18 protein-coding genes are annotated in these 17,072 nt (G+C 70.1%); 8 read left to right on the forward strand and 10 right to left on the reverse strand.

Annotated elements, in window-relative coordinates; translation table 11 throughout:
• Nucleotides 1-75: 75 nt before the first annotated feature.
• The 5 genes from nuoH to ABT158_RS45440 form a co-directional block, all read right to left on the reverse strand.
• A complete protein-coding gene (gene nuoH, locus ABT158_RS45420; RefSeq protein WP_352364676.1) occupies nt 76-1,017 on the reverse strand; it encodes an NADH-quinone oxidoreductase subunit NuoH in 942 nt (313 codons plus the stop codon).
• A complete protein-coding gene (locus ABT158_RS45425) occupies nt 1,010-1,552 on the reverse strand; it encodes an NADH-quinone oxidoreductase subunit C (protein WP_352364678.1) in 543 nt (180 codons plus the stop codon). The genes nuoH and ABT158_RS45425 overlap by 8 nt, the downstream gene beginning before the upstream one ends.
• Nucleotides 1,549-2,085, reverse strand: a complete 537-nt coding sequence (locus ABT158_RS45430; protein WP_449912128.1) for an NADH-quinone oxidoreductase subunit B — start codon at nt 2,083-2,085, stop codon at nt 1,549-1,551. Before ABT158_RS45430 ends, ABT158_RS45425 begins: the two co-directional genes overlap by 4 nt.
• Before the next feature lie 65 nt (nt 2,086-2,150).
• Entirely contained in the window at nt 2,151-3,296 is a 1,146-nt protein-coding gene (locus ABT158_RS45435) for a M48 family metallopeptidase (protein WP_352364680.1), read from the reverse strand.
• Between the two features lie 44 nt (nt 3,297-3,340).
• A complete protein-coding gene (locus ABT158_RS45440; RefSeq protein ID WP_352364682.1) occupies nt 3,341-3,712 on the reverse strand; it encodes an NADH-quinone oxidoreductase subunit A in 372 nt (123 codons plus the stop codon).
• A gap of 85 nt (nt 3,713-3,797) precedes the next feature.
• Between ABT158_RS45440 and ABT158_RS45445 the strand changes: the two genes are divergently transcribed.
• The 6 genes from ABT158_RS45445 (at nt 3,798) to ABT158_RS45470 (ending at nt 10,108) form a co-directional block, all read left to right on the forward strand.
• Complete coding sequence (locus ABT158_RS45445) at nt 3,798-5,279, forward strand: polysaccharide deacetylase family protein (RefSeq protein ID WP_352364684.1); 1,482 nt, start codon at nt 3,798-3,800, stop codon at nt 5,277-5,279.
• A 33-nt stretch (nt 5,280-5,312) separates the two neighbouring features.
• Nucleotides 5,313-5,402, forward strand: coding sequence for a putative leader peptide (locus ABT158_RS45450; RefSeq protein ID WP_352322479.1), 90 nt, complete (start codon nt 5,313-5,315; stop codon nt 5,400-5,402).
• A 120-nt stretch (nt 5,403-5,522) separates the two neighbouring features.
• The gene (locus tag ABT158_RS45455) at nt 5,523-7,367 is read left to right on the forward strand and encodes a 2-oxoacid:acceptor oxidoreductase subunit alpha (RefSeq protein WP_352364686.1); all 1,845 of its coding nucleotides are present in this window, start codon (nt 5,523-5,525) and stop codon (nt 7,365-7,367) included.
• A complete protein-coding gene (locus ABT158_RS45460; RefSeq protein ID WP_352364688.1) occupies nt 7,360-8,406 on the forward strand; it encodes a 2-oxoacid:ferredoxin oxidoreductase subunit beta in 1,047 nt (348 codons plus the stop codon). Before ABT158_RS45455 ends, ABT158_RS45460 begins: the two co-directional genes overlap by 8 nt.
• Before the next feature lie 61 nt (nt 8,407-8,467).
• Nucleotides 8,468-9,391, forward strand: coding sequence for an NAD-dependent epimerase/dehydratase family protein (locus ABT158_RS45465; RefSeq protein WP_352364690.1), 924 nt, complete (start codon nt 8,468-8,470; stop codon nt 9,389-9,391).
• Between the two features lie 60 nt (nt 9,392-9,451).
• A complete protein-coding gene (locus ABT158_RS45470; RefSeq protein WP_352364692.1) occupies nt 9,452-10,108 on the forward strand; it encodes a class I SAM-dependent methyltransferase in 657 nt (218 codons plus the stop codon).
• A gap of 18 nt (nt 10,109-10,126) precedes the next feature.
• On the opposite strand, the gene ABT158_RS45475 is transcribed toward ABT158_RS45470, so the two are convergent.
• The 3 genes from ABT158_RS45475 to ABT158_RS45485 all read right to left on the reverse strand — a co-directional run bounded on the left by ABT158_RS45475 (nt 10,127) and on the right by ABT158_RS45485 (nt 13,426).
• Complete coding sequence (locus ABT158_RS45475; protein ID WP_352364694.1) at nt 10,127-11,530, reverse strand: right-handed parallel beta-helix repeat-containing protein; 1,404 nt, start codon at nt 11,528-11,530, stop codon at nt 10,127-10,129.
• A gap of 163 nt (nt 11,531-11,693) precedes the next feature.
• Nucleotides 11,694-12,614, reverse strand: a complete 921-nt coding sequence (locus ABT158_RS45480; RefSeq protein WP_352364696.1) for a right-handed parallel beta-helix repeat-containing protein — start codon at nt 12,612-12,614, stop codon at nt 11,694-11,696.
• Nucleotides 12,611-13,426 (reverse strand): 2OG-Fe(II) oxygenase, encoded by an 816-nt coding sequence (locus ABT158_RS45485; RefSeq protein WP_352364698.1) that lies wholly within the window; start codon nt 13,424-13,426, stop codon nt 12,611-12,613. The genes ABT158_RS45480 and ABT158_RS45485 overlap by 4 nt, the downstream gene beginning before the upstream one ends.
• 106 nt (nt 13,427-13,532) lie before the next feature.
• On the opposite strand from ABT158_RS45485, the gene ABT158_RS45490 reads away from it, so the two are divergent.
• Nucleotides 13,533-14,456 carry a glycosyltransferase family 2 protein gene (locus ABT158_RS45490; RefSeq protein ID WP_352364700.1) on the forward strand — a complete coding sequence of 308 codons (924 nt, stop codon included), beginning with the start codon at nt 13,533-13,535 and terminating at the stop codon, nt 14,454-14,456.
• 53 nt (nt 14,457-14,509) lie between these two features.
• The gene (locus ABT158_RS45495; protein WP_352364702.1) at nt 14,510-15,058 is read left to right on the forward strand and encodes a dTDP-4-dehydrorhamnose 3,5-epimerase family protein; all 549 of its coding nucleotides are present in this window, start codon (nt 14,510-14,512) and stop codon (nt 15,056-15,058) included.
• Here the strand turns inward: ABT158_RS45495 and ABT158_RS45500 are convergent.
• Both ABT158_RS45500 and ABT158_RS45505 read right to left on the reverse strand, forming a co-directional pair.
• Nucleotides 14,947-16,341, reverse strand: coding sequence for an O-antigen ligase family protein (locus ABT158_RS45500; protein ID WP_352364704.1), 1,395 nt, complete (start codon nt 16,339-16,341; stop codon nt 14,947-14,949). The genes ABT158_RS45495 and ABT158_RS45500 overlap by 112 nt on opposite strands.
• Nucleotides 16,338-17,069, reverse strand: a complete 732-nt coding sequence (locus tag ABT158_RS45505; RefSeq protein WP_352364706.1) for a YveK family protein — start codon at nt 17,067-17,069, stop codon at nt 16,338-16,340. Before ABT158_RS45505 ends, ABT158_RS45500 begins: the two co-directional genes overlap by 4 nt.
• Nucleotides 17,070-17,072 lie beyond the last annotated feature (3 nt).

A 17,072-nucleotide genomic window follows, 5' to 3' on the forward strand; every position in this document is an offset into this window, starting at 1 on the left:
TGTCCCCTTCATCCGGGGCCCCCTATGCGGGGTACGACGGATAAGGACGGCATAAAGTTTCCGCCGGCGCGAAACTCAGATGAGGACCTTCACCACTCCGGTGAGCGCGAGCTGCACGAGCGCCAGCGGCACGAGTCCGGCCCAGGCGAGCTTCTGGAGCTGGTCCTCACGCAGCCGCGGATAGGTGACGCGCAGCCAGATCACCACGAACGCCAGCGCGAAGACCTTGATCAGAGTCCAGATCCAGCCGGGCAGGAACGGCCCGTGCCAGCCGCCCAGGAAGAGCACGGTGGTCAGGAAGGACAGGACGACGATCCCGACGTACTCGGAGAGCATGAACAGGGCGAAACGCATGCCGGTGTACTCGGTCATCGGGCCCATGATGATCTCGGACTCGGCGATCGGCATGTCGAACGGCGGACGGCGCAGTTCGGCCAGCCCCGCCACGAAGAACACCACGCCGCCGATCGCCTGCCAGGGCAGCCACCACCACTGCCACGCCTCGACGATGCCGGGCAGTGACAGCGTGCCCGCCGCCATCGCCACGGACGAGGCCGCCAGCACCAGCGGTAGCTCGTACGACATGAGCTGGGCCGCCGCCCGCATGCCGCCGAGCACCGAATACTTGTTGGCCGACGCCCAACCCGCCATGATCGCGCCGAGCACCCCGACGCCCATGACGGCGAGCACGAAGAACAACCCGAGATCGAGGTCGACGGCGACCAGGCCGCGGTCGAGCGGAATGACGATCAGGACGACCAGGTACGGGACCAGCGCCACGCCCGGCGCGATCATGAAGACGCGGCGGTCGGCCGCGGCCGGGATGACGTCCTCCTTCTGCATGAACTTCACGCCGTCGGCGATGAGCTGCGCCCAGCCGTGGAAGCCGCCGGCGTACATGGGGCCGAGCCTCGACTGCATGTGGGCCATGACCTTGTGCTCGGTCTGGCCGATGATCAGCGGCAGCACCAGGAACACGACGAGGATGACGACGAAGCTCAGCACCACTTCAAGCATCAGGCGGACCCCAATCGGCCGGTACTCCGGGCGGAAGCGTCTTGCGGCGGCTCGGGGCGCCGTGCCCTGACTCGCCCGGCTCCTTGGCGCCCGGCCACGGCTTGGCCACGCGGGCGGCCAGCACGAAGTCCTTGCGCAGCGGATGGCCCTCGAAGCCGTCGGGCAGGAGCAGCGGCACCAGGTACGGGTGCTCCTCGAAGATCACCCCGAACATCTCGTACGTCTCGCGCTCGTACCAGTTCGCCCCCCGGTAGACGCCGACGGCGGACGGCAGGCGCGGGTCGGCGCGCGGCACCCGGGTGCGCAGCAGCAGCCGCTCGCGGGTGTCCAGGTTGTAGACGTGGGCGACGACGACGAAGGCGTCGGGCGGCTCGTCCACGCCGGTCAGCCAGTCGAAGAAGGCGTGGCCGAGGTCGTCGCGCGCGAAGGTCAGCAGCTCGATCCAGTCGGCGGGGGCGACGTCGACCGTGGTCTCGCCGTACGACTCGCTGATCTCGGCGCGCTCGCCGAAACGGGCGGCGACGGCGGCGTTCACGCCTGGTCCTCGGAGCCGTGGGAGCGGGACCAGACGTACCGGTCGCTGAGCTTCTCCCCCGCGATCTTCTCCTGGAGCTTCATGATCCCGTAGAGCAGCGCCTCGGGACGGGGAGGGCAGCCGGGCACGTAGACGTCGACGGGGATGATCTGGTCGACGCCGTTGGTCACGCAGTAGGAGTCCCAGTAGGGGCCGCCGGTGTTGGAGCAGGCGCCGAACGAGATCACGTACTTGGGGTCGGGCATCTGCTCGTAGAGACGCTTCACGGCGGGGGCCATCTTGTCGGTGACCGTGCCGGAGACGATCATCAGGTCGGCCTGACGGGGGCCGTTGGCGAACGGGATGACCCCGAACCGGATGAAGTCGTGCCTGCTCATGGAGGTCGCGATGAACTCGATGGCGCAGCAGGCCAGCCCGAAGTTGAACACCCACAGCGAATAGCGCCGCCCCCAGTTGAGCACGAACCGCATGGGTTTGGGCGCGAGCCTGGAGACAGGTCCGACGGTGGGCATCGGGAGATCCGTTGCTGCCATGTCGCCCATTCTTGCGCGAATCGCAGGTCAGGCAAAGGACGCACCCGCGGCGCCCGGCGGCTTCCTCAGTAGTACAGAGCCGACTGGGCGTCTTCCTTGAGGCCGCGTGCCACGCGTTCGGCCGGCAGCGCCAGCTCCTCCTCGATCTCCTCCATGGCCTCCGCCCGCACCCGCGCCTCCGCGTACGGCAGCGCCGCCAGATGCTCCTTTCGCAGGTGCGTGGGCGGGTGCGTCCTGTCCACCCGCAGTTCGTCCAGCCCGGCCGCCACGCACAGCCGTTCGATCTCCGTCTCCGAAAGGCCGCAGACGTGGTCCCGCAGTTCCGCCCACAGGTCCTGCCGGCCCACCGCGAGGGTCTGCGTCACCAGGAAATGGTCTGCGGGCACGACCCGGGAGCGCAGGGCATCCATCAAGGAGAGCGCCGCCTCGGTCCCGCCGACGCGGGCCTGGATGGCGTCGGCCCGGTACTCGGCCCGTTGCGACGACCGGTGGACCAGCAGCTCCAGGACGACGATGAGCCCTCGCACCGGCAACCCGACGACCGCGAGCAGGCATTCGGCGGCCAGCCGGGACAGGCCGTCGCCCGGCTGCCAGCAGAACCGGGTCACCTCCCGCAGCTCGTCCAGCGAGTACAACGCGCCGCCCACGACGAGCCCGTGCCTGGCGTCGCCGTTGCGCGAGTGGGCCATCTCGTGGGCGATCACCGACACGCGTTCCGCCGGATTCAGCAGCATCCAGAGGGGGTAACCGATCTCCACCAGGCGGCGTCTGCGCCAGCCGTACGTGGTGAACGCGGCGTTCGCGGTGCCGCTGAGCACGACGAGGTCGGTGCGCGGCGCGCCGACCTCGTCGCCGATCCGGTCGATCAGCTCGTACAGGCGCGGGGCGTTCTTCCGGGTGAGGGTCTCGGCTCCTCCCGGGACGCGCATGACGCGGGGACGCAGCAACCAGGCGACGTCGAGCGCGATCACCCCGAACGGCACGCTGAGGATGGTGAACCTGGTCACCAGGTAGCCGCCGAGGGCGAGGAAGGCGATCGGCAGCAGATGGACCAGCGCGGCGAGCGCGTAACCGGCCGCCCGCGCGGCCCCGGCTGATCCGCCCGCCCGAGCGGCGTCATCCTCGCGGGCGGCTCGCATCACGTCACGGTGGAGGCCGTGGACGACGGCCGCCTGCCGGCGCGCCGCCCATCCCTTGCCGCTGCTCGACACGGCAGACAAATCTGCCGAGGCGGCACGAGAACGTCAAGAGTGATCTACGTCCAGCTGAGGACGCGTTTGCGCCAGGCGTACAGGATGCCGAGGGCGATGAAGCCGAGGAACACGAACATCTCCACCAGTGTCGTCACCCCGTAGCCGGGCGCGTCGAAGATCGTGGCCCAGGGGAAGAGGAAGACGGCGTCGACGGCGAAGACGACGTAGAGGTAGGTGAAGACGTAGTAGCGGACCTGCGACTGCGCCCAGCCGTCGCCGACGGGGTCGACGCCGCATTCGTACGTGGTCAGCTTCTCGGGGGTCGGCCTGGTGGGCCGCAGGAGCCGGTTGACCGTGAGGGCCCCGGCGACGATGGCGACACCGATCGCGAACAGCACGGCGACCAGCACGTAGGACCCGAAGTAGCCCTCCATGACGTGATCGTAACCCAGTCAAACCTCAGACCCCATAACCCCAAGACGGGGCAAAAGGTAAGATCCCCCACATACCCTGACAGACATGCATCAAACGCGATTCTTTGTTGGAATCGCTCTGCTGGCCCTCTCGGCCGGTGGCTGCGGGCTGGCCGCCGCCGCACCCGAGCGGGACGTGCTGGTCCCGGCAGAGCCGACCGCGATCGACTTCGTCGACCCCGCGACAGTCGTCGGCCTGTCCACCGCGACCATCACGAACGAGGACGACCGCAGCAGATACGTGCACATCAGCTACCCCGAACTGGCCGACGCGCCGGGCCTGAACCGCGCGCTGCGCGCGGACGCCGAGCGGCAGCTGCGGGACTTCCGGGCCGCCAAGAGCGTCAACGGCGACTACCCGCGTCCCGAGCTGAACGTGGACTGGCAGCTCGCCGCCCGTTCCCCGGAGGCCGTCGCGGTACGGCTGCGGACCGGCGAGTTCCTGGGCGCGAGCTGGGGCAACTCCACCCGTACCTTCTGGTTCGACCCGCGTACCGGCAAGGCGGGCGGGTCCACGGCGCTGCTGGGCGGGCCGCAGGCGCTGGACCGGCTCGCGGCGCTGGTCAAGGAGCAGCTCAAGGGACGCGGGCCGCAGGTCGAGCGGGACGGCGTGCGGGCCGACCCCGGCGAGTTCGACTCCATGGCCTTCAACCGGAGCGGTGACCTGGTGGTCGAGTTCGACGACTGCCAGATCGGGCCGTGCTCGCTCGGCCGGGTCGCGGTGGCCGTCCCGGCGGGACGGGTCGCGCCGCTGCTGTCCGAGCTGGGACGCCGGGCGCAGGAGAGCGTGCGGGAGGCCGCCCGCAGCGCCCCTCCGGCCGGGCCGACGACGACGCCGAAGACGCCGGCGGCGAGCCCCGAGGCGTCCAGCAACCGGGCCGGCAGCGTGAACTGCGCCAGGACCAAGTGCGTGGCGCTGACGTTCAGCGACGGGCCGGGGCCGCACACCGGGCGGCTGCTCGACCTGCTGGCCGCCGGCAAGGCGCGGGCCACCTTCTTCACCGTCGGGACGAACGCCGTCGCGCAGCCGGGCCTGCTGCGCCGGATGAGCGCGGAAGGCCACCTGGTCGGCAACCACTCCTGGTCGCACCGGGACCTGTCGAAGCAGGCGACCAGCAAGATCGCCGACTCCTTCCGGCGTACCGACGACGCCGTCCGGGCGGCGATCGCGCAGGAGCCCACGCTGGCCCGCCCGCCCTACGGCGCGATCAGCAAGGACGTGCGCGACGTCGCCCGCGACCTGGGACTGTCGCTGGTCGGCTGGGACGTCAACTCCAGGGACGAGCCCGGCGCGACGGCGTCGGAGATCACCGACCGCGTCGTGCGCAAGGCCCATCCGGGCGCGATCATCCTGATGCACGACACCAACCCCGAGTCGATCGACGCGATTCCGGGCATCCTGAAAGAACTCAGCGGGAAGGGTTACACCTTCGTGACCGTTCCTGAGTTGTACGGCTCCGCAGCGATGCGCGCCGGACGCCTGTACGAGTCGGGGAACCAGCAGTCGCGTAAGCAGCCCCTGACGTAGCACACGTGTTGGGGGGACGTATCATTGGCGCTCGTGACCCGAACCGTCCTCTTCGCACGCCTGCATGTAGACCTCTGCAGGCTCGCGTCAGGGCTGTGTCGTCGTTCTCCCGCCTCACCCTGACTTCCGACCGCGTTACCCGCTTTCGCGGCTGGCAAACGCGTGACCTTCCGAGGATCTAGCATGGAAACAGAGAACGCGCCCAACGCAACCGCGCCTTGGCGCGTCGAGGAGGACTGAGCTGTGACGAAGCAGGTCCAGCAACTCGACCGCGTGATCATCAGGTTCGCCGGCGACTCCGGCGACGGCATGCAGCTCACCGGCGACCGCTTCACCGCGGGGACGGCGGAGTTCGGCAACGACCTGTCGACGCTGCCCAACTTCCCCGCCGAGATCCGCGCCCCCGCAGGAACCCTGCCCGGCGTGTCGAGCTTCCAGCTCCACTTCGCCGACCACGACATCCTGACGCCCGGCGACGCGCCCAACGTGCTCGTGGCCATGAACCCGGCGGCGCTCAAGGCCAACCTCGGCGACCTGCCGCGCGGCGCCGACATCATCGCCAACACCGACGAGTTCTCCAAGCGCAACCTGCAGAAGGTCGGCTACGCGGCCAACCCGCTGGAGGACGACTCCCTGAGCGAGTGGCGCGTGCACGCGGTGCCGCTGACCTCGCTGACGGTCAAGTCGCTCGAAGGCTTCGAGATCTCGAAGAAGGACGCCGAGCGCGCCAAGAACATGTTCGCCCTCGGCCTGCTGTCGTGGCTCTACCACCGGCCGACCGAGCAGACGATCTCGTTCCTGCAGCAGAAGTTCGCCAAGAAGCCCGACATCGCCAAGGCGAACATCGCGGCCTTCCAGGCGGGCTGGAACTACGGCGAGACGACCGAGTCGTTCTCGGTCTCCTACGAGGTCAAGCCGGCCAGGCTGGCTCCCGGCGTCTATCGCAACATCTCCGGGAACCAGGCTCTGGCCTACGGGCTGATCGCGGCCAGCGTGCAGTCGAAGCTGCCGTTGTTCCTGGGCTCGTACCCGATCACGCCGGCCAGCGACATCCTGCACGAGTTGTCCAAGCACAAGCGGTTCGGCATCCGCACCTTCCAGGCGGAGGACGAGATCGCGGGCGTCGGCGCGGCGCTGGGCGCCGCGTTCGGCGGGGCGCTGGGCGTGACCACCACCTCCGGCCCCGGCGTGGCGTTGAAGGCGGAGACGGTCGGCCTCGCGGTCACCACCGAGCTGCCGTTGATCATCGTTGACGTCCAGCGCGCCGGTCCCAGCACGGGCATGCCGACCAAGACCGAGCAGACCGACCTGCTGATGGCCATGTTCGGCCGCAACGGCGAGTCGCCGGTGCCGATCGTCGCGCCGCTCTCGCCGAGCGACTGCTTCGACGCGGCCGTCGAGGCGGCCCGCATCGCGGTCAAGTACCGCACGCCGGTCATGTTGCTCTCGGACGGCTACCTGGCCAACGGCTCGGAGCCGTGGCGCCTGCCCGAAGTTTCCGACTTGCCCGACATTTCGCAGGAATTCACGACCGAACCCAACGGTGAGGGTGGCGAGTTCCTGCCGTTCAAGCGTGACACCGAGACGCTGGCCCGCCCCTGGGCCATCCCCGGCACCCCCGGCCTCGAACACCGCATCGGCGGCATCGAGAAGGCCGACGGCACCGGCAACATCTCCTACGACCCGGACAACCACGACCTGATGGTCCGCACCCGGGCCGCCAAGATCGCCGGGATCGACGTGCCCGACCTCGCGGTCGACGACCCCGACGGCGACGCCAAGGTCCTGGTCATCGGCTGGGGCTCGACGTACGGGCCGATCGCGGCGGCCGTGCGGCGCATCAGGCGCCAGGGCGGCAAGGTCGCCCAGGCGCACCTGCGCCACCTCAACCCGCTGCCGGCCAACACCGGCGAGGTGCTCAAGAGCTACGACAAGGTGCTGCTGCCCGAGATCAACCTCGGCCAGCTCGCGCTGCTGCTGCGAGCCCGCTACCTCGTCGACGTGATCAGCTACAACCGCGTGCGCGGGCTCCCGTTCAAGGCCGAGGAGCTGGCCGGAGTCATTCAGGACGTGATCGACAGTGACTGAGCTGGTGAACGGGAAGGGCCTGAGCCTGGTTCCCAAGACCGACGTCAAGCAGGGGCTGAAGGACTTCAAGTCCGACCAGGAGGTGCGCTGGTGCCCGGGTTGCGGCGACTACGCGATCCTGGCGGCCGTGCAGAGCTTCCTGCCCGAGCTGGGGCTGCGGCGCGAGAACATCGTGTTCGTCTCCGGCATCGGCTGCTCCTCGCGCTTCCCGTACTACCTCAACACCTACGGCTTCCACTCGATCCACGGCCGCGCGCCCGCGATCGCGACCGGCCTGGCCGCCTCGCGGCCCGACCTGTCGGTGTGGGTGATCACCGGTGACGGCGACGCGCTGTCGATCGGCGGCAACCACCTGATCCACGCGCTGCGTCGCAACGTCAACCTGAACATCCTGCTGTTCAACAACAGGATCTACGGTCTGACCAAGGGCCAGTACTCGCCCACCTCCGAGGTCGGCAAGATCACCAAGTCGACGCCGATGGGCTCGCTGGACAAGCCGTTCAACCCGATCTCGCTGGCCATCGGCGCCGAGGCGTCGTTCGTGGCCCGCACGATCGACTCCGACCGCAAGCACCTGCAGTCGGTGCTGCGCGAGGCCACGGCCCACCGCGGCACGTCGCTGGTGGAGATCTACCAGAACTGCAACATCTTCAACGACAACGCCTTCGAGCAGCTCAAGGACCCGGCGGTCCGCGACGACATCACGCTGCGCCTGGAGCACGGCCAGCCGATCGTGAGCGCGTCCAAGGCCGTCGTGCGCGCCGCGAACGGCGGCATCGAGGTCGTCGCCAGGGAGGGCGTGAGCGAGGAGCAGATCCTCGTGCACGACGCCCACAACCCTGACCCGTCGGTGGCCTTCGCCCTCAGCAGGCTCGACGAGCCGGCCTTCGAGCACGTGCCGATCGGCATCTTCCGCCAGGTCGAGCGCCCGGCCTACGACGTGCTCATGGCCGACCAGCTGGAGGAGGCCGTGGCGCAGAAGGGCCCCGGCGACCTGAGCGAGCTGCTCATGGGTGGAGACACCTGGCGCATCGGCTAGTTCGTGTATTAGATGGAGCCGTCGGCCCGACGGCTCCATCTTCCACGGAGGTCAATCCACGATGTCGTATTGGCCTGAGGCCGTGGTGCTGGTGACGGGTGCGGCCGGGTTCATCGGATCGCACCTGGCCGCGCGTCTGCGCGTGCTCGGCGCGCAGGTGCACGCGGTCAGCCGGCGGCCCCAGCGGGCCCGCCACGGGGAGATCTGGCACCAGGCCCGGCTCGACGACGCCGCCGACACCGCGCGGCTGTTCCGGTCGGTACGCCCCGACCTGCTGTTCCACCTCGCCGGCGAGGTCACCGGGTCGCGCGGCGACGAGGTCGTCCGGGCCACGCTGGAGAGCAACGTCGTGGGCGCGGTCAACGTGTTGTCGGCCGCGCGCGAGCACGGCGTCCGGACCGTGTTCACCGGCTCGATCGAGGAGCCGCGGCCGGGCAACGACCATGCGCCGCCCTCGTCGGCGTACGCGATGTCCAAGTGGGCCGCCACCGGCTACGCGCGGCTCTACCACCGGCTCTGGGACCTTCCGGTCACCGTGCTGCGTCCCAGCATGGTCTACGGCCCGGCCCAGCCCGACACCACCAAGCTGGTGCCGTACGTGACGCTCAGCCTGCTGCGCGGCGAACGTCCCCGGCTGACCAGGGGCGCCAAGCTCGCCGACTGGATCTACGTGGACGACGTCGTCGACGCGTTCGTGCTGGCGGGCGAGTCCGACAAGGCGGTGGGCCACACGCTCGACGTCGGCACCGGCGTACGGACCGCCGCCCACGAGATCGTCGAGCGGCTCTACCGCATCACGGGCGCGGGCACGCGGCCCGAGTTCGGCACCGCGCCCGACCGCCCGCACGACATCACGCAGGTCGCCGACATCGTCCCGGCGGCGGACCGGCTCGGCTGGCGCCCTGCCACGGAATTGGACGAAGGGTTGCGCCGGACGGTCAATTGGTATGCATCCCAAGAATGTCACGAAGAAAGGCCCTCTTAGCCGGACGGGCGAAATTCTGCGAGCATAGGGCTACTTATTCCGGCCGGAGGAGTTGCCTTTATGAGCCGCCTGAACGCCCTGCGCAGTCGTTTCGTGGACGCCCCCGACTCGCTGGGAGCCAAGGCGCGGGCCCGCAGGTGGCAATGGTTCGCCGCCCGTTTCCCCGACCTCGACCGGATGAGCGTCCTCGACCTCGGCGGCACGGCCGGGGCCTGGATGCGCGCCCCGGTCAGGCCCGCGCACGTGCACATCGTCAACCTCGAACAGCCGCCCGCCGACCTGCCGTCCTGGTTGCGGGCCGACGTCGCCGACGCCTGCGACCTGCCGCCCGCGATCCGCGGCAGCCGCTACGACCTGGTCTTCTCCAACGCCGTCATCGAGCACGTCGGCGGGCACCAGCGTCGGCAGCGGTTCGCCGACACCGTGCACGAGATGGCCGATCGCCACTGGGTGCAGACGCCCTACCGGTACTTCCCGGTCGAACCACACTTCCTGTTCCCCGGGTTCCAGTTCCTGCCGCTCGCCGCGCGGACGACGATCCTGCGCCGCTGGCCGCTCGTCCACACGCCGACCTCCGACCGGGACGCCGCCCGAATGATCGCCATGGAGGTCGAGCTGCTGAGCGTGACCGAGATGCGGCACTACTTCCCGAAGTCGCGGCTGCGCTTCGAGCGGCTGGCCGGGCTGGTGAAGTCGGTCATCGCGGTCCGCAGCTAGCACTCGGGCTTTCCGAGGTCAGTCCGTGCCCATGATGCTCGCGCCGCCGCCCTCCCAGGAGTTGCCCTTCCAGACGTTGCCCGGCCCGTTCGCGTCCCAGTACGACACCGGGCCGGCGTAGCCGCCCTTCGGCCAGACCTTGCGGCTGAAGACGTTGTCGATCACCTTGATGTTGGACGACAGGCCCTTCCGGCCGGCGCCCGCGTACAGCGACCAGCCGCCGCCGGCCAGGAAGTTGCCCTGGACGGTGACGTTCCTGGTGACGCCGAAGTCCTGGAACAGGGCGATGGCGCCGGTCTGGTCGAGGGTGTTGATCACCGTGTTGTGCCGGATGACCAGCTCGGTGCCGGGGGCGGCGGTGCCGGTGGACATGATCATGTCGGTGTGGTCGCCGGAGTAGTACTTCGGGTCGTGCACGTAGGAGTCCTCGACCAGCCCCTGGTCGGTGAGGATGCCGTTGGAGATCGTGTGGATGTCCACGCGGCGGACCGTGATCAGCTTGCCCTGGTTGAGTATGCCGAACTGGGTACGCACCTTGCCGTTGCCGAAGATCTCGCTGTCCTCGACCTTCAGGCCGGAGAAGCCCTCGCGCTGGAGGATGCCCCAGTAGTCGCTCTGGCCGCGGACGCGGGTGTTGCGGATGGTCACGTTGTCGGCCTCGACGGTGATGTCGCCGGTGACGTCCCAGCCGTCGATGACCTTGCCGTCCTCCTTGATGACGATCGAGCCGGTCTTCTTGACCAGGTCGGTGCCGTCGGGGACGCCGGTGTTGCCCGCCCCGGGCCAGCCTCCGCCGCCGGGGGGCGGGGTGGAGGCGGGGGTCTTGGTCGGCGTCTGGGGTGGGGTCTTGGTGGCCGTGGGGGTCGCCGTATGGGTCGCCGTCGGGGTGCCGGTGGACGTCTTGGTAGGTGTCGGGGTCGGCGACTCGCCGGGGGGCGTGCCCGTGGGGGTCGGGGTCGGGGTGCGGGTGGCCGTGACGGTCGGCGTGGCGGGAGGGCTCACCGTGGGCGTCGTCGTAGGTGTCGTCGTGGGCGTCTCGGATGGGGTGCCGGGCGGGGTGCCGGGCGGGGTGCCGGGCAGGGTGTCGGTCGGCGTCGGGCGGGGCGTCGGGCGGTGGGTGGGACGGCGCGTCGGGCGCGCGGTCGGCTTCCTCGTGGGCCGCCTGGGCCACCACCTGGGTTCCTGGCTCCGGGTCCTGGCGGGCCGGGGCTTGTGGGTGGTGGGACGCGGCCGGGCTCGCCGGCCGGCGGCGGCCTGCGGCGAGGCCGCGCTGCCCGCCCCGCTCACTTCCGTCAGGACGGCCCGGGGCTCCAGTACGTCGGAGACGACGAGGCCGTACCCGCCGGCCAGCACCGCCACCACGGAGACCCCGGCCAGGGATAACCAGCCGGTGCGCCTCTTCCCTCTTCGATGCCGCGACACAGGCGACTCCTTCCGATCGTGGCCGAGTCCGAGTCCCCCAAGGGGAGAGAGTAGCCATGCCGAAAGAAGAAGTGGTGCCTTTTACCGAAATAAACTCGTTATCCTCCAAATTCACATCAAGCTCATGTTTCTCATCTATCGCAGCAAATGCGACAGGGAGGCGTCATCCCGGCGACACTGTGCCGCCGTTTTCCCAGGTGTTCCCGTGCCACTGATTTCCGGGCCCGTCTTTATCCCAATATGAAACCGGCCCCGCCGCTCCGCCCTTGGGCCAGACGCGGCGGCTGAAGACGTTCCCGATCACCTTGATGTTGGACGACTTCCCCTTCACCCCGGCCCCGGCGTACAGCGACCAGCCGCCGCCGGCCAGCAGGTTGCCCTCGACCGTCACGTCCTTGACCACGCCGAAGTCCTGGAAGAGGGCGATGGCGCCGGTCTGGTCGAGGGTGTTGATCACCGTGTTGCGCCGGATGACCAGCTCGGTGCCGGGCGCGGGCGGCCCGGTGGACATGATCATGTCGGTGTGGTCGCCGGAGTAGTACTTCGGGTCGTGCACGTAGGAGTCCTCGACCAGGCCCTGCTGGGTGAGGATGCCGTTGGAGATGGTGTGGACGTCCACGCGGCGGATGGTGATCAGCTTGCCCTGGTTGAGGATGCCGAACTGGGTGCGCGCTCTGCCGTTGCCGAAGATCTCGGTGTCCTCGACCGTCAGGCCGGTGCGTCCCTCGCGCTGGAGGATGCCCCACCAGCCCTTGGTGCCGCGCACCCGCGTGTTGCGGATGACCACGTCGTCGGCCTCGACCGTGATGTAGCCGGTCACCTCGACGCCGTCGATCACCGTGCCGTTCCTGGTCACCCGGATCGATCCTGACTTGCGCAGCGCCGTCCCCTCGGGCACGCCGGTGTTGTGCGCGCCCGGCCAGCCCTGCTCGGCCGGCTTCGACGGCGGCGGCGTGCCCGGCCTGGACGTGGCCGCGGCGGGCGACCGGGTGACCTCGGGCCCGCCGGGAGACGCGGTGCAGCCGCCCAGCAGCACGGCCAGGACCGCGACGAGGCACCAGCCCCCTCGGACGTACGGCCTCACTCGCCCTTGGTCCTCCGGCCGCCGACGAGGTCGGCCAGCGCGGGCGGCGTCCAGCGTTTGGCGACCTGGCGCAGGTTGCTCTTCCACGCCTCGCCCGGCCGCTGCTTGAACAGCGTGGTGTGGTCGTCGGTGACCTCGTCGTCGGGTCTGCCGTTGGAGTAGTAGTAGAGCGCCATCGAGCGGCGGGCCCGGTCGTCCGGGCAGGTGAGCGGGTCGGGGTGGCCATGGTTGGCGTCGTCGGTCGTGGCGAACAGCACGAACCGGTTGAAGACCGGCAGGATCTTGCCCTCGCACGCGGTCATGTCCTTGTTCCACAGCTGCAGGTGGCCGCCGTAGCTCTCCTGCCAGTCCTTGTTGAGGTAGAGCAGGCCGTTGAGCCGGCGGTCGAGGTTGAGCCGGCGGCTGCGGTTGAAGTCGGCGTGCACCTTCAGGAAGCCGCCGGGCCGGATCTGGTGCAGGCCGCCGCCCTCGAAGTGCGGGTCGGAGACCAGTTGCGTGATGCCGGTCAGCCGCTCCAGGAACTCGACGAACACGCCGCTGTTGAACTCGGCCAGCAGGCGCCGGGTGGCCGGCCCCATGCGCTCGGTGTCGGCCAGCGCCAGCTTCACCTCGCGCGCGCTGTCGAACCGCTGCCAGGTGGCGTCGCGCGGCTCGGGGAACTCGTCGAGGACGGGCTCCAGCACCTCGGGCGGCAGGAAGTCGTCGATGACGACGTGACGGAACGGCGAGGCGGTACGGAACTGCTCGGAGTACTTGTCCGCCAGCGGGAACAGCTCGTCCCGGTGGAAGGTGAAAGCCTGCAGATCCTGCATGGAATGTGTCTCCGTCTCCTACGACACCCGGCCCCTACCTCCTCATCGCCTCATCAGTGCCTTCTGTTACCTGTAACGATCCATTCCCGGCCGCCGATGGCGACATGTGACGCCCGGCCCTCCCCGAGTCGCGATCGTGATCGTGACCTACAACAGCGCGCCGGTCCTCGGCGGTTGCCTGGCCTCCCTGCCCGAGGGCGCGAAGGGGGTCCGGCTCACCGACGTCGTCGTGGCCGACAACGCCTCCAGGGACGACTCGCTCGCCATCGCCGAACAGGCCACCGGCCTGCCCGTACGGCCCCTTCAGGTGGGCCGGAACGCCGGGTACGCCGCGGCGATCAACGCCGGGGTCGCCTCGCTCGACCTGGACGACCTCGACGCGGTGCTCGTCCTGAACCCGGACTGCCGCCTGCGCCCCGGCGCCCTGGCCGTGCTGGCCGCGGCCCTCGACCGGCCCGGCACCGGCATCGCGGTCCCCCGGCTGGTCAGCACCGAGGGGGTGCTCCACCACTCGCTGCGCCGCACGCCCGCGGTACGCCGCGCGCTGGCCGAGTCGCTGGTCGGCGGCCGGCTGGCGGGCCGGATCGGCACGCTGGGCGAGATGGTCGTCGATCCGGCCCGCTACGAACGTCCCGGGCCGGCCGACTGGGCCACCGGCGCCGCCATGCTCGTCTCGGCCACGGCGCTGGCCCGGCTCGGCCCCTGGGACGAGTCCTTCCTGCTCTACAGCGAGGAGACCGAGTACGCGCTGCGCGCCGCGGACGCCGGCTGGACCCTCTGGTACGAGCCCGCCGCAGTGGTCGAGCACATCGGCGGCGAAGCCAAGACCAGCCCGATGCTGGCCGCGCTGCTCACCGTCAACCGTGTCCGGCTGTTCCGGCGGCGCCGGGGCCGGGTCGCGACCGCGGGCTTCTACCTGGCGGTGCTGCTCGGCGAGGCGATGCGGGCGGCGGCCGGGCGGCGTACGGCCAGGGCCTCGGTCGTGGCGCTGCTCAGGCCGTCCCGCCGGTTGCGGGCCCTGCCGGGCTGAACCGCGGGCCCTGCCACAGGCAGCCGCGGGCCCTTCCACCGGAGAGGAACACGATGAGAGTCGAGCGACTGGGGCTCGAAGGCGCGCTGCTGTTCGTGCCGACGCCGAGCCACGACGACCGCGGCCTGTTCACCAGGACCTTCGACGCCGCGATCGCCGCCGAGCACGGGCTGGACCACACGGCGTTCGTCCAGGACAGCCAGTCGCGCTCGCGGCTCGGCACGGTCAGGGGCATGCACGGCCGGTCGGGGCGCGGCGAGGCCAAGCTGGTGCGCGCGGCCCGTGGCGCGGTGCTGGACGTCCTGGTGGACGCGCGGCCGGGGTCGCCGACGTTCGGCTCGCACGTCGCCGTCCGGCTCGACGACGTGACCTTCGCCAACCTGTACGTGCCGCCGGGCGTGCTGCACGGCTACCAGGCGCTGACCGAGCAGGCCGACGTCTGCTACCGCATCGACAGGGAGCACGACCCGGCCGAGGACCTGGCCGTCCGCTACGACGACCCCGACCTCGCGCTGCCGTGGCCGTTGCCGGTGACCGCCATCAGTGAGCGCGACAGGTCGGCGGGCTCGTGGAAGGAGCTCAGGGCCGTCCTGGCCGCCTGATCGCGGCGTTCGAACCGCATCAGCGCCCCGGCCGCGCCGACGAGCAGGAACAGCACGCTGGTGATGCCGGGGAAGGACAGCAGGTCGAAGGTGGCCGCGCCGAGCAGCGGGATCACCAGGCAGGCGGCGATGGTCAGGCCGAGGTTGCGCACGTTCGGGTCGGTGCTCATCCGGCGCACCCGCAGGGCGACGACGATCCCGCACCCGATCACGCCGACGAACCCCAGCACGCCGACCACCCCGGTCTCCACCAGGGACAGCAGGTACTGGTTGTCGAACACCTGGTGCTTGAAGGGGTACCAGGTGCCGAGGCCGCGGCCGAAGAACGGGCTCTTGGCGAACTCCCGCATCGCGAAGGGGTAGTCGTGGGTGCGGTAGATGACGCTGCTGTCCTCGCCCGCGCCGGCGAACAGGTTGTAGAACGTGCCGATCAGGCCCGGCGCCAGCACCTTCATGAAGCCCAGGAACACCACGAACGCGCCCATGGTGACGATCCGCCGCCGGTTGGACCAGCCGAGCAGCAGGATCAGCCCGGCCCCGGCCAGGCCGAGCACGGCCGTCCTGGAGACCGAGAACATCAGGCCGGCCGCGATGACGGCCGCGCAGATCCACCAGCGGGTCGCGGCCTGGCCCCGGCTGCGCGCCTGGAAGCCGAGGTGGGCGGCCAGCGGCAGCAGCATCGCCGACAGCGCGCCGAACTCGATCGGGTGGCCGAGCGTGCCGGCGACCCTGCGCAGGTCGGACCGGGAGATCACGGTCGGCACCTCCTCGACCGAGGAGTGACGCAGGCCGGGGACGCGCATGTACTCGGTCAGGTCGAAGTCCAGCCGGAACTGCAGCAACGCGACGATCGCGGCGAACGTGCCGCCGATGACGACCGCCTTGAGCACGAAGTCGAGGCGCTCGCGGCTGCCGACGCCGTCGCACATGACCAGGAGCAGGCTCGCGTACCCCAGGTAGAGCACCAGCGTGTGGTCGGCGAGGTTGAGCTCGTCGGAGGGCAGGTAGCGGTAGGTCGTGTAGCCGTAGACGGCCAGCAGGAGCATGCCGTAGACGAAGATCGAGGTGCGGACGGGGTTGCCGCCCTTGGCGACGCCGGTCGTGCCGACCATCTGGGCGCACACCCACACCACGCCCATGAACAGGGCCATGATCTCGGCGGGGGTGAGCGAGAGCGGCAGCCCGGCGACCGCCAGGCGGGCCGGCAGGATCAGCAGGAACAGCACGAACAGGCAGGCCAGGGTGGCGCCGTCGGCGCGCCGCGGCAGGACGGTGCCGGTCATCCTTCGTGTCCCGCCGGCGTCCTGGCGCCGTTGGCGAGCGCGGGCTCGAACCGCACGGGACCGCCCCCGGACCGGCGGCGCGAACGGCGGTGCCGGGCGAAGCTCTCGACGGCGAAGGCGGCGAACAGGCTCATGAAGAACGCCAGCGCGCCGGTGATGACGGCGCTGCGCATGCGGCTGCCCTTCTTCTCGTCGGGCGCCGTCGGCGGCACCACGACGGTGGCGGTCACGTACGTGGCGGGCGGCGCCTTGACCTGCTGCTGCCGGGCCCGCAGCTCCTTCTGGGCCAGGGCGGTGACCTTCACGACGATGCCGTGGGCCAGCTCGGCGGTCGGCGCCTCACAGATGATCACGATGAACGGCGTCGCGGGCATCAGCTCGGGGTTGGTGCCTCCACTGGTGATCTTGAGGGTGACGTCGCCGCCGATGGGCGCGCCGACCTCGGCGGCCGTCCGGGGGGTGTTGAGCGCCTGGATGAGGATCGAGGAGGTCATGCTGAGCCCCTGGTCGAAGGAGACCAGGGGGTTGGTGCGCGGGTTGGGGAACCTGGGGTCGCTCGGCACGCTGCCGCCGGTCACCGGCAGGGTCAGCACGAGCGCCGAGGTGGAGATGAAGGTCTTGGGCGCGACGGCGAACACGCCGAGGGCCGTCACGACCGTGAGCAGGAACGCGGGGACCGTCACGTACCAGCGCTTGAAAAGGATCTTCGCCGTCGCCCAGAAGTCCATGGC

Origin of the sequence: Nonomuraea sp. NPDC001636, assembly GCF_040298265.1 — a bacterium.
Taxonomy (GTDB): domain Bacteria; phylum Actinomycetota; class Actinomycetes; order Streptosporangiales; family Streptosporangiaceae; genus Nonomuraea.

What these genes read in the sequence shown, in the direction of transcription:
- nuoH (WP_352364676.1), bottom strand. Translation starts at nt 1,017, where the DNA reads ATGCTTGAAGTGGTGCTGAGCTTCGTCGTCATCCTCGTCGTGTTCCTG.
- ABT158_RS45430 (WP_449912128.1), bottom strand. Translation starts at nt 2,085, where the DNA reads ATGGCAGCAACGGATCTCCCGATGCCCACCGTCGGACCTGTCTCCAGG.
- ABT158_RS45440 (WP_352364682.1), bottom strand. Translation starts at nt 3,712, where the DNA reads ATGGAGGGCTACTTCGGGTCCTACGTGCTGGTCGCCGTGCTGTTCGCG.
- ABT158_RS45445 (WP_352364684.1), top strand. Translation starts at nt 3,798, where the DNA reads ATGCATCAAACGCGATTCTTTGTTGGAATCGCTCTGCTGGCCCTCTCG.
- ABT158_RS45465 (WP_352364690.1), top strand. Translation starts at nt 8,468, where the DNA reads ATGTCGTATTGGCCTGAGGCCGTGGTGCTGGTGACGGGTGCGGCCGGG.
- ABT158_RS45470 (WP_352364692.1), top strand. Translation starts at nt 9,452, where the DNA reads ATGAGCCGCCTGAACGCCCTGCGCAGTCGTTTCGTGGACGCCCCCGAC.
- ABT158_RS45485 (WP_352364698.1), bottom strand. Translation starts at nt 13,426, where the DNA reads ATGCAGGATCTGCAGGCTTTCACCTTCCACCGGGACGAGCTGTTCCCG.
- ABT158_RS45495 (WP_352364702.1), top strand. Translation starts at nt 14,510, where the DNA reads ATGAGAGTCGAGCGACTGGGGCTCGAAGGCGCGCTGCTGTTCGTGCCG.
- ABT158_RS45500 (WP_352364704.1), bottom strand. Translation starts at nt 16,341, where the DNA reads ATGACCGGCACCGTCCTGCCGCGGCGCGCCGACGGCGCCACCCTGGCC.
- ABT158_RS45505 (WP_352364706.1), bottom strand. Translation starts at nt 17,069, where the DNA reads ATGGACTTCTGGGCGACGGCGAAGATCCTTTTCAAGCGCTGGTACGTG.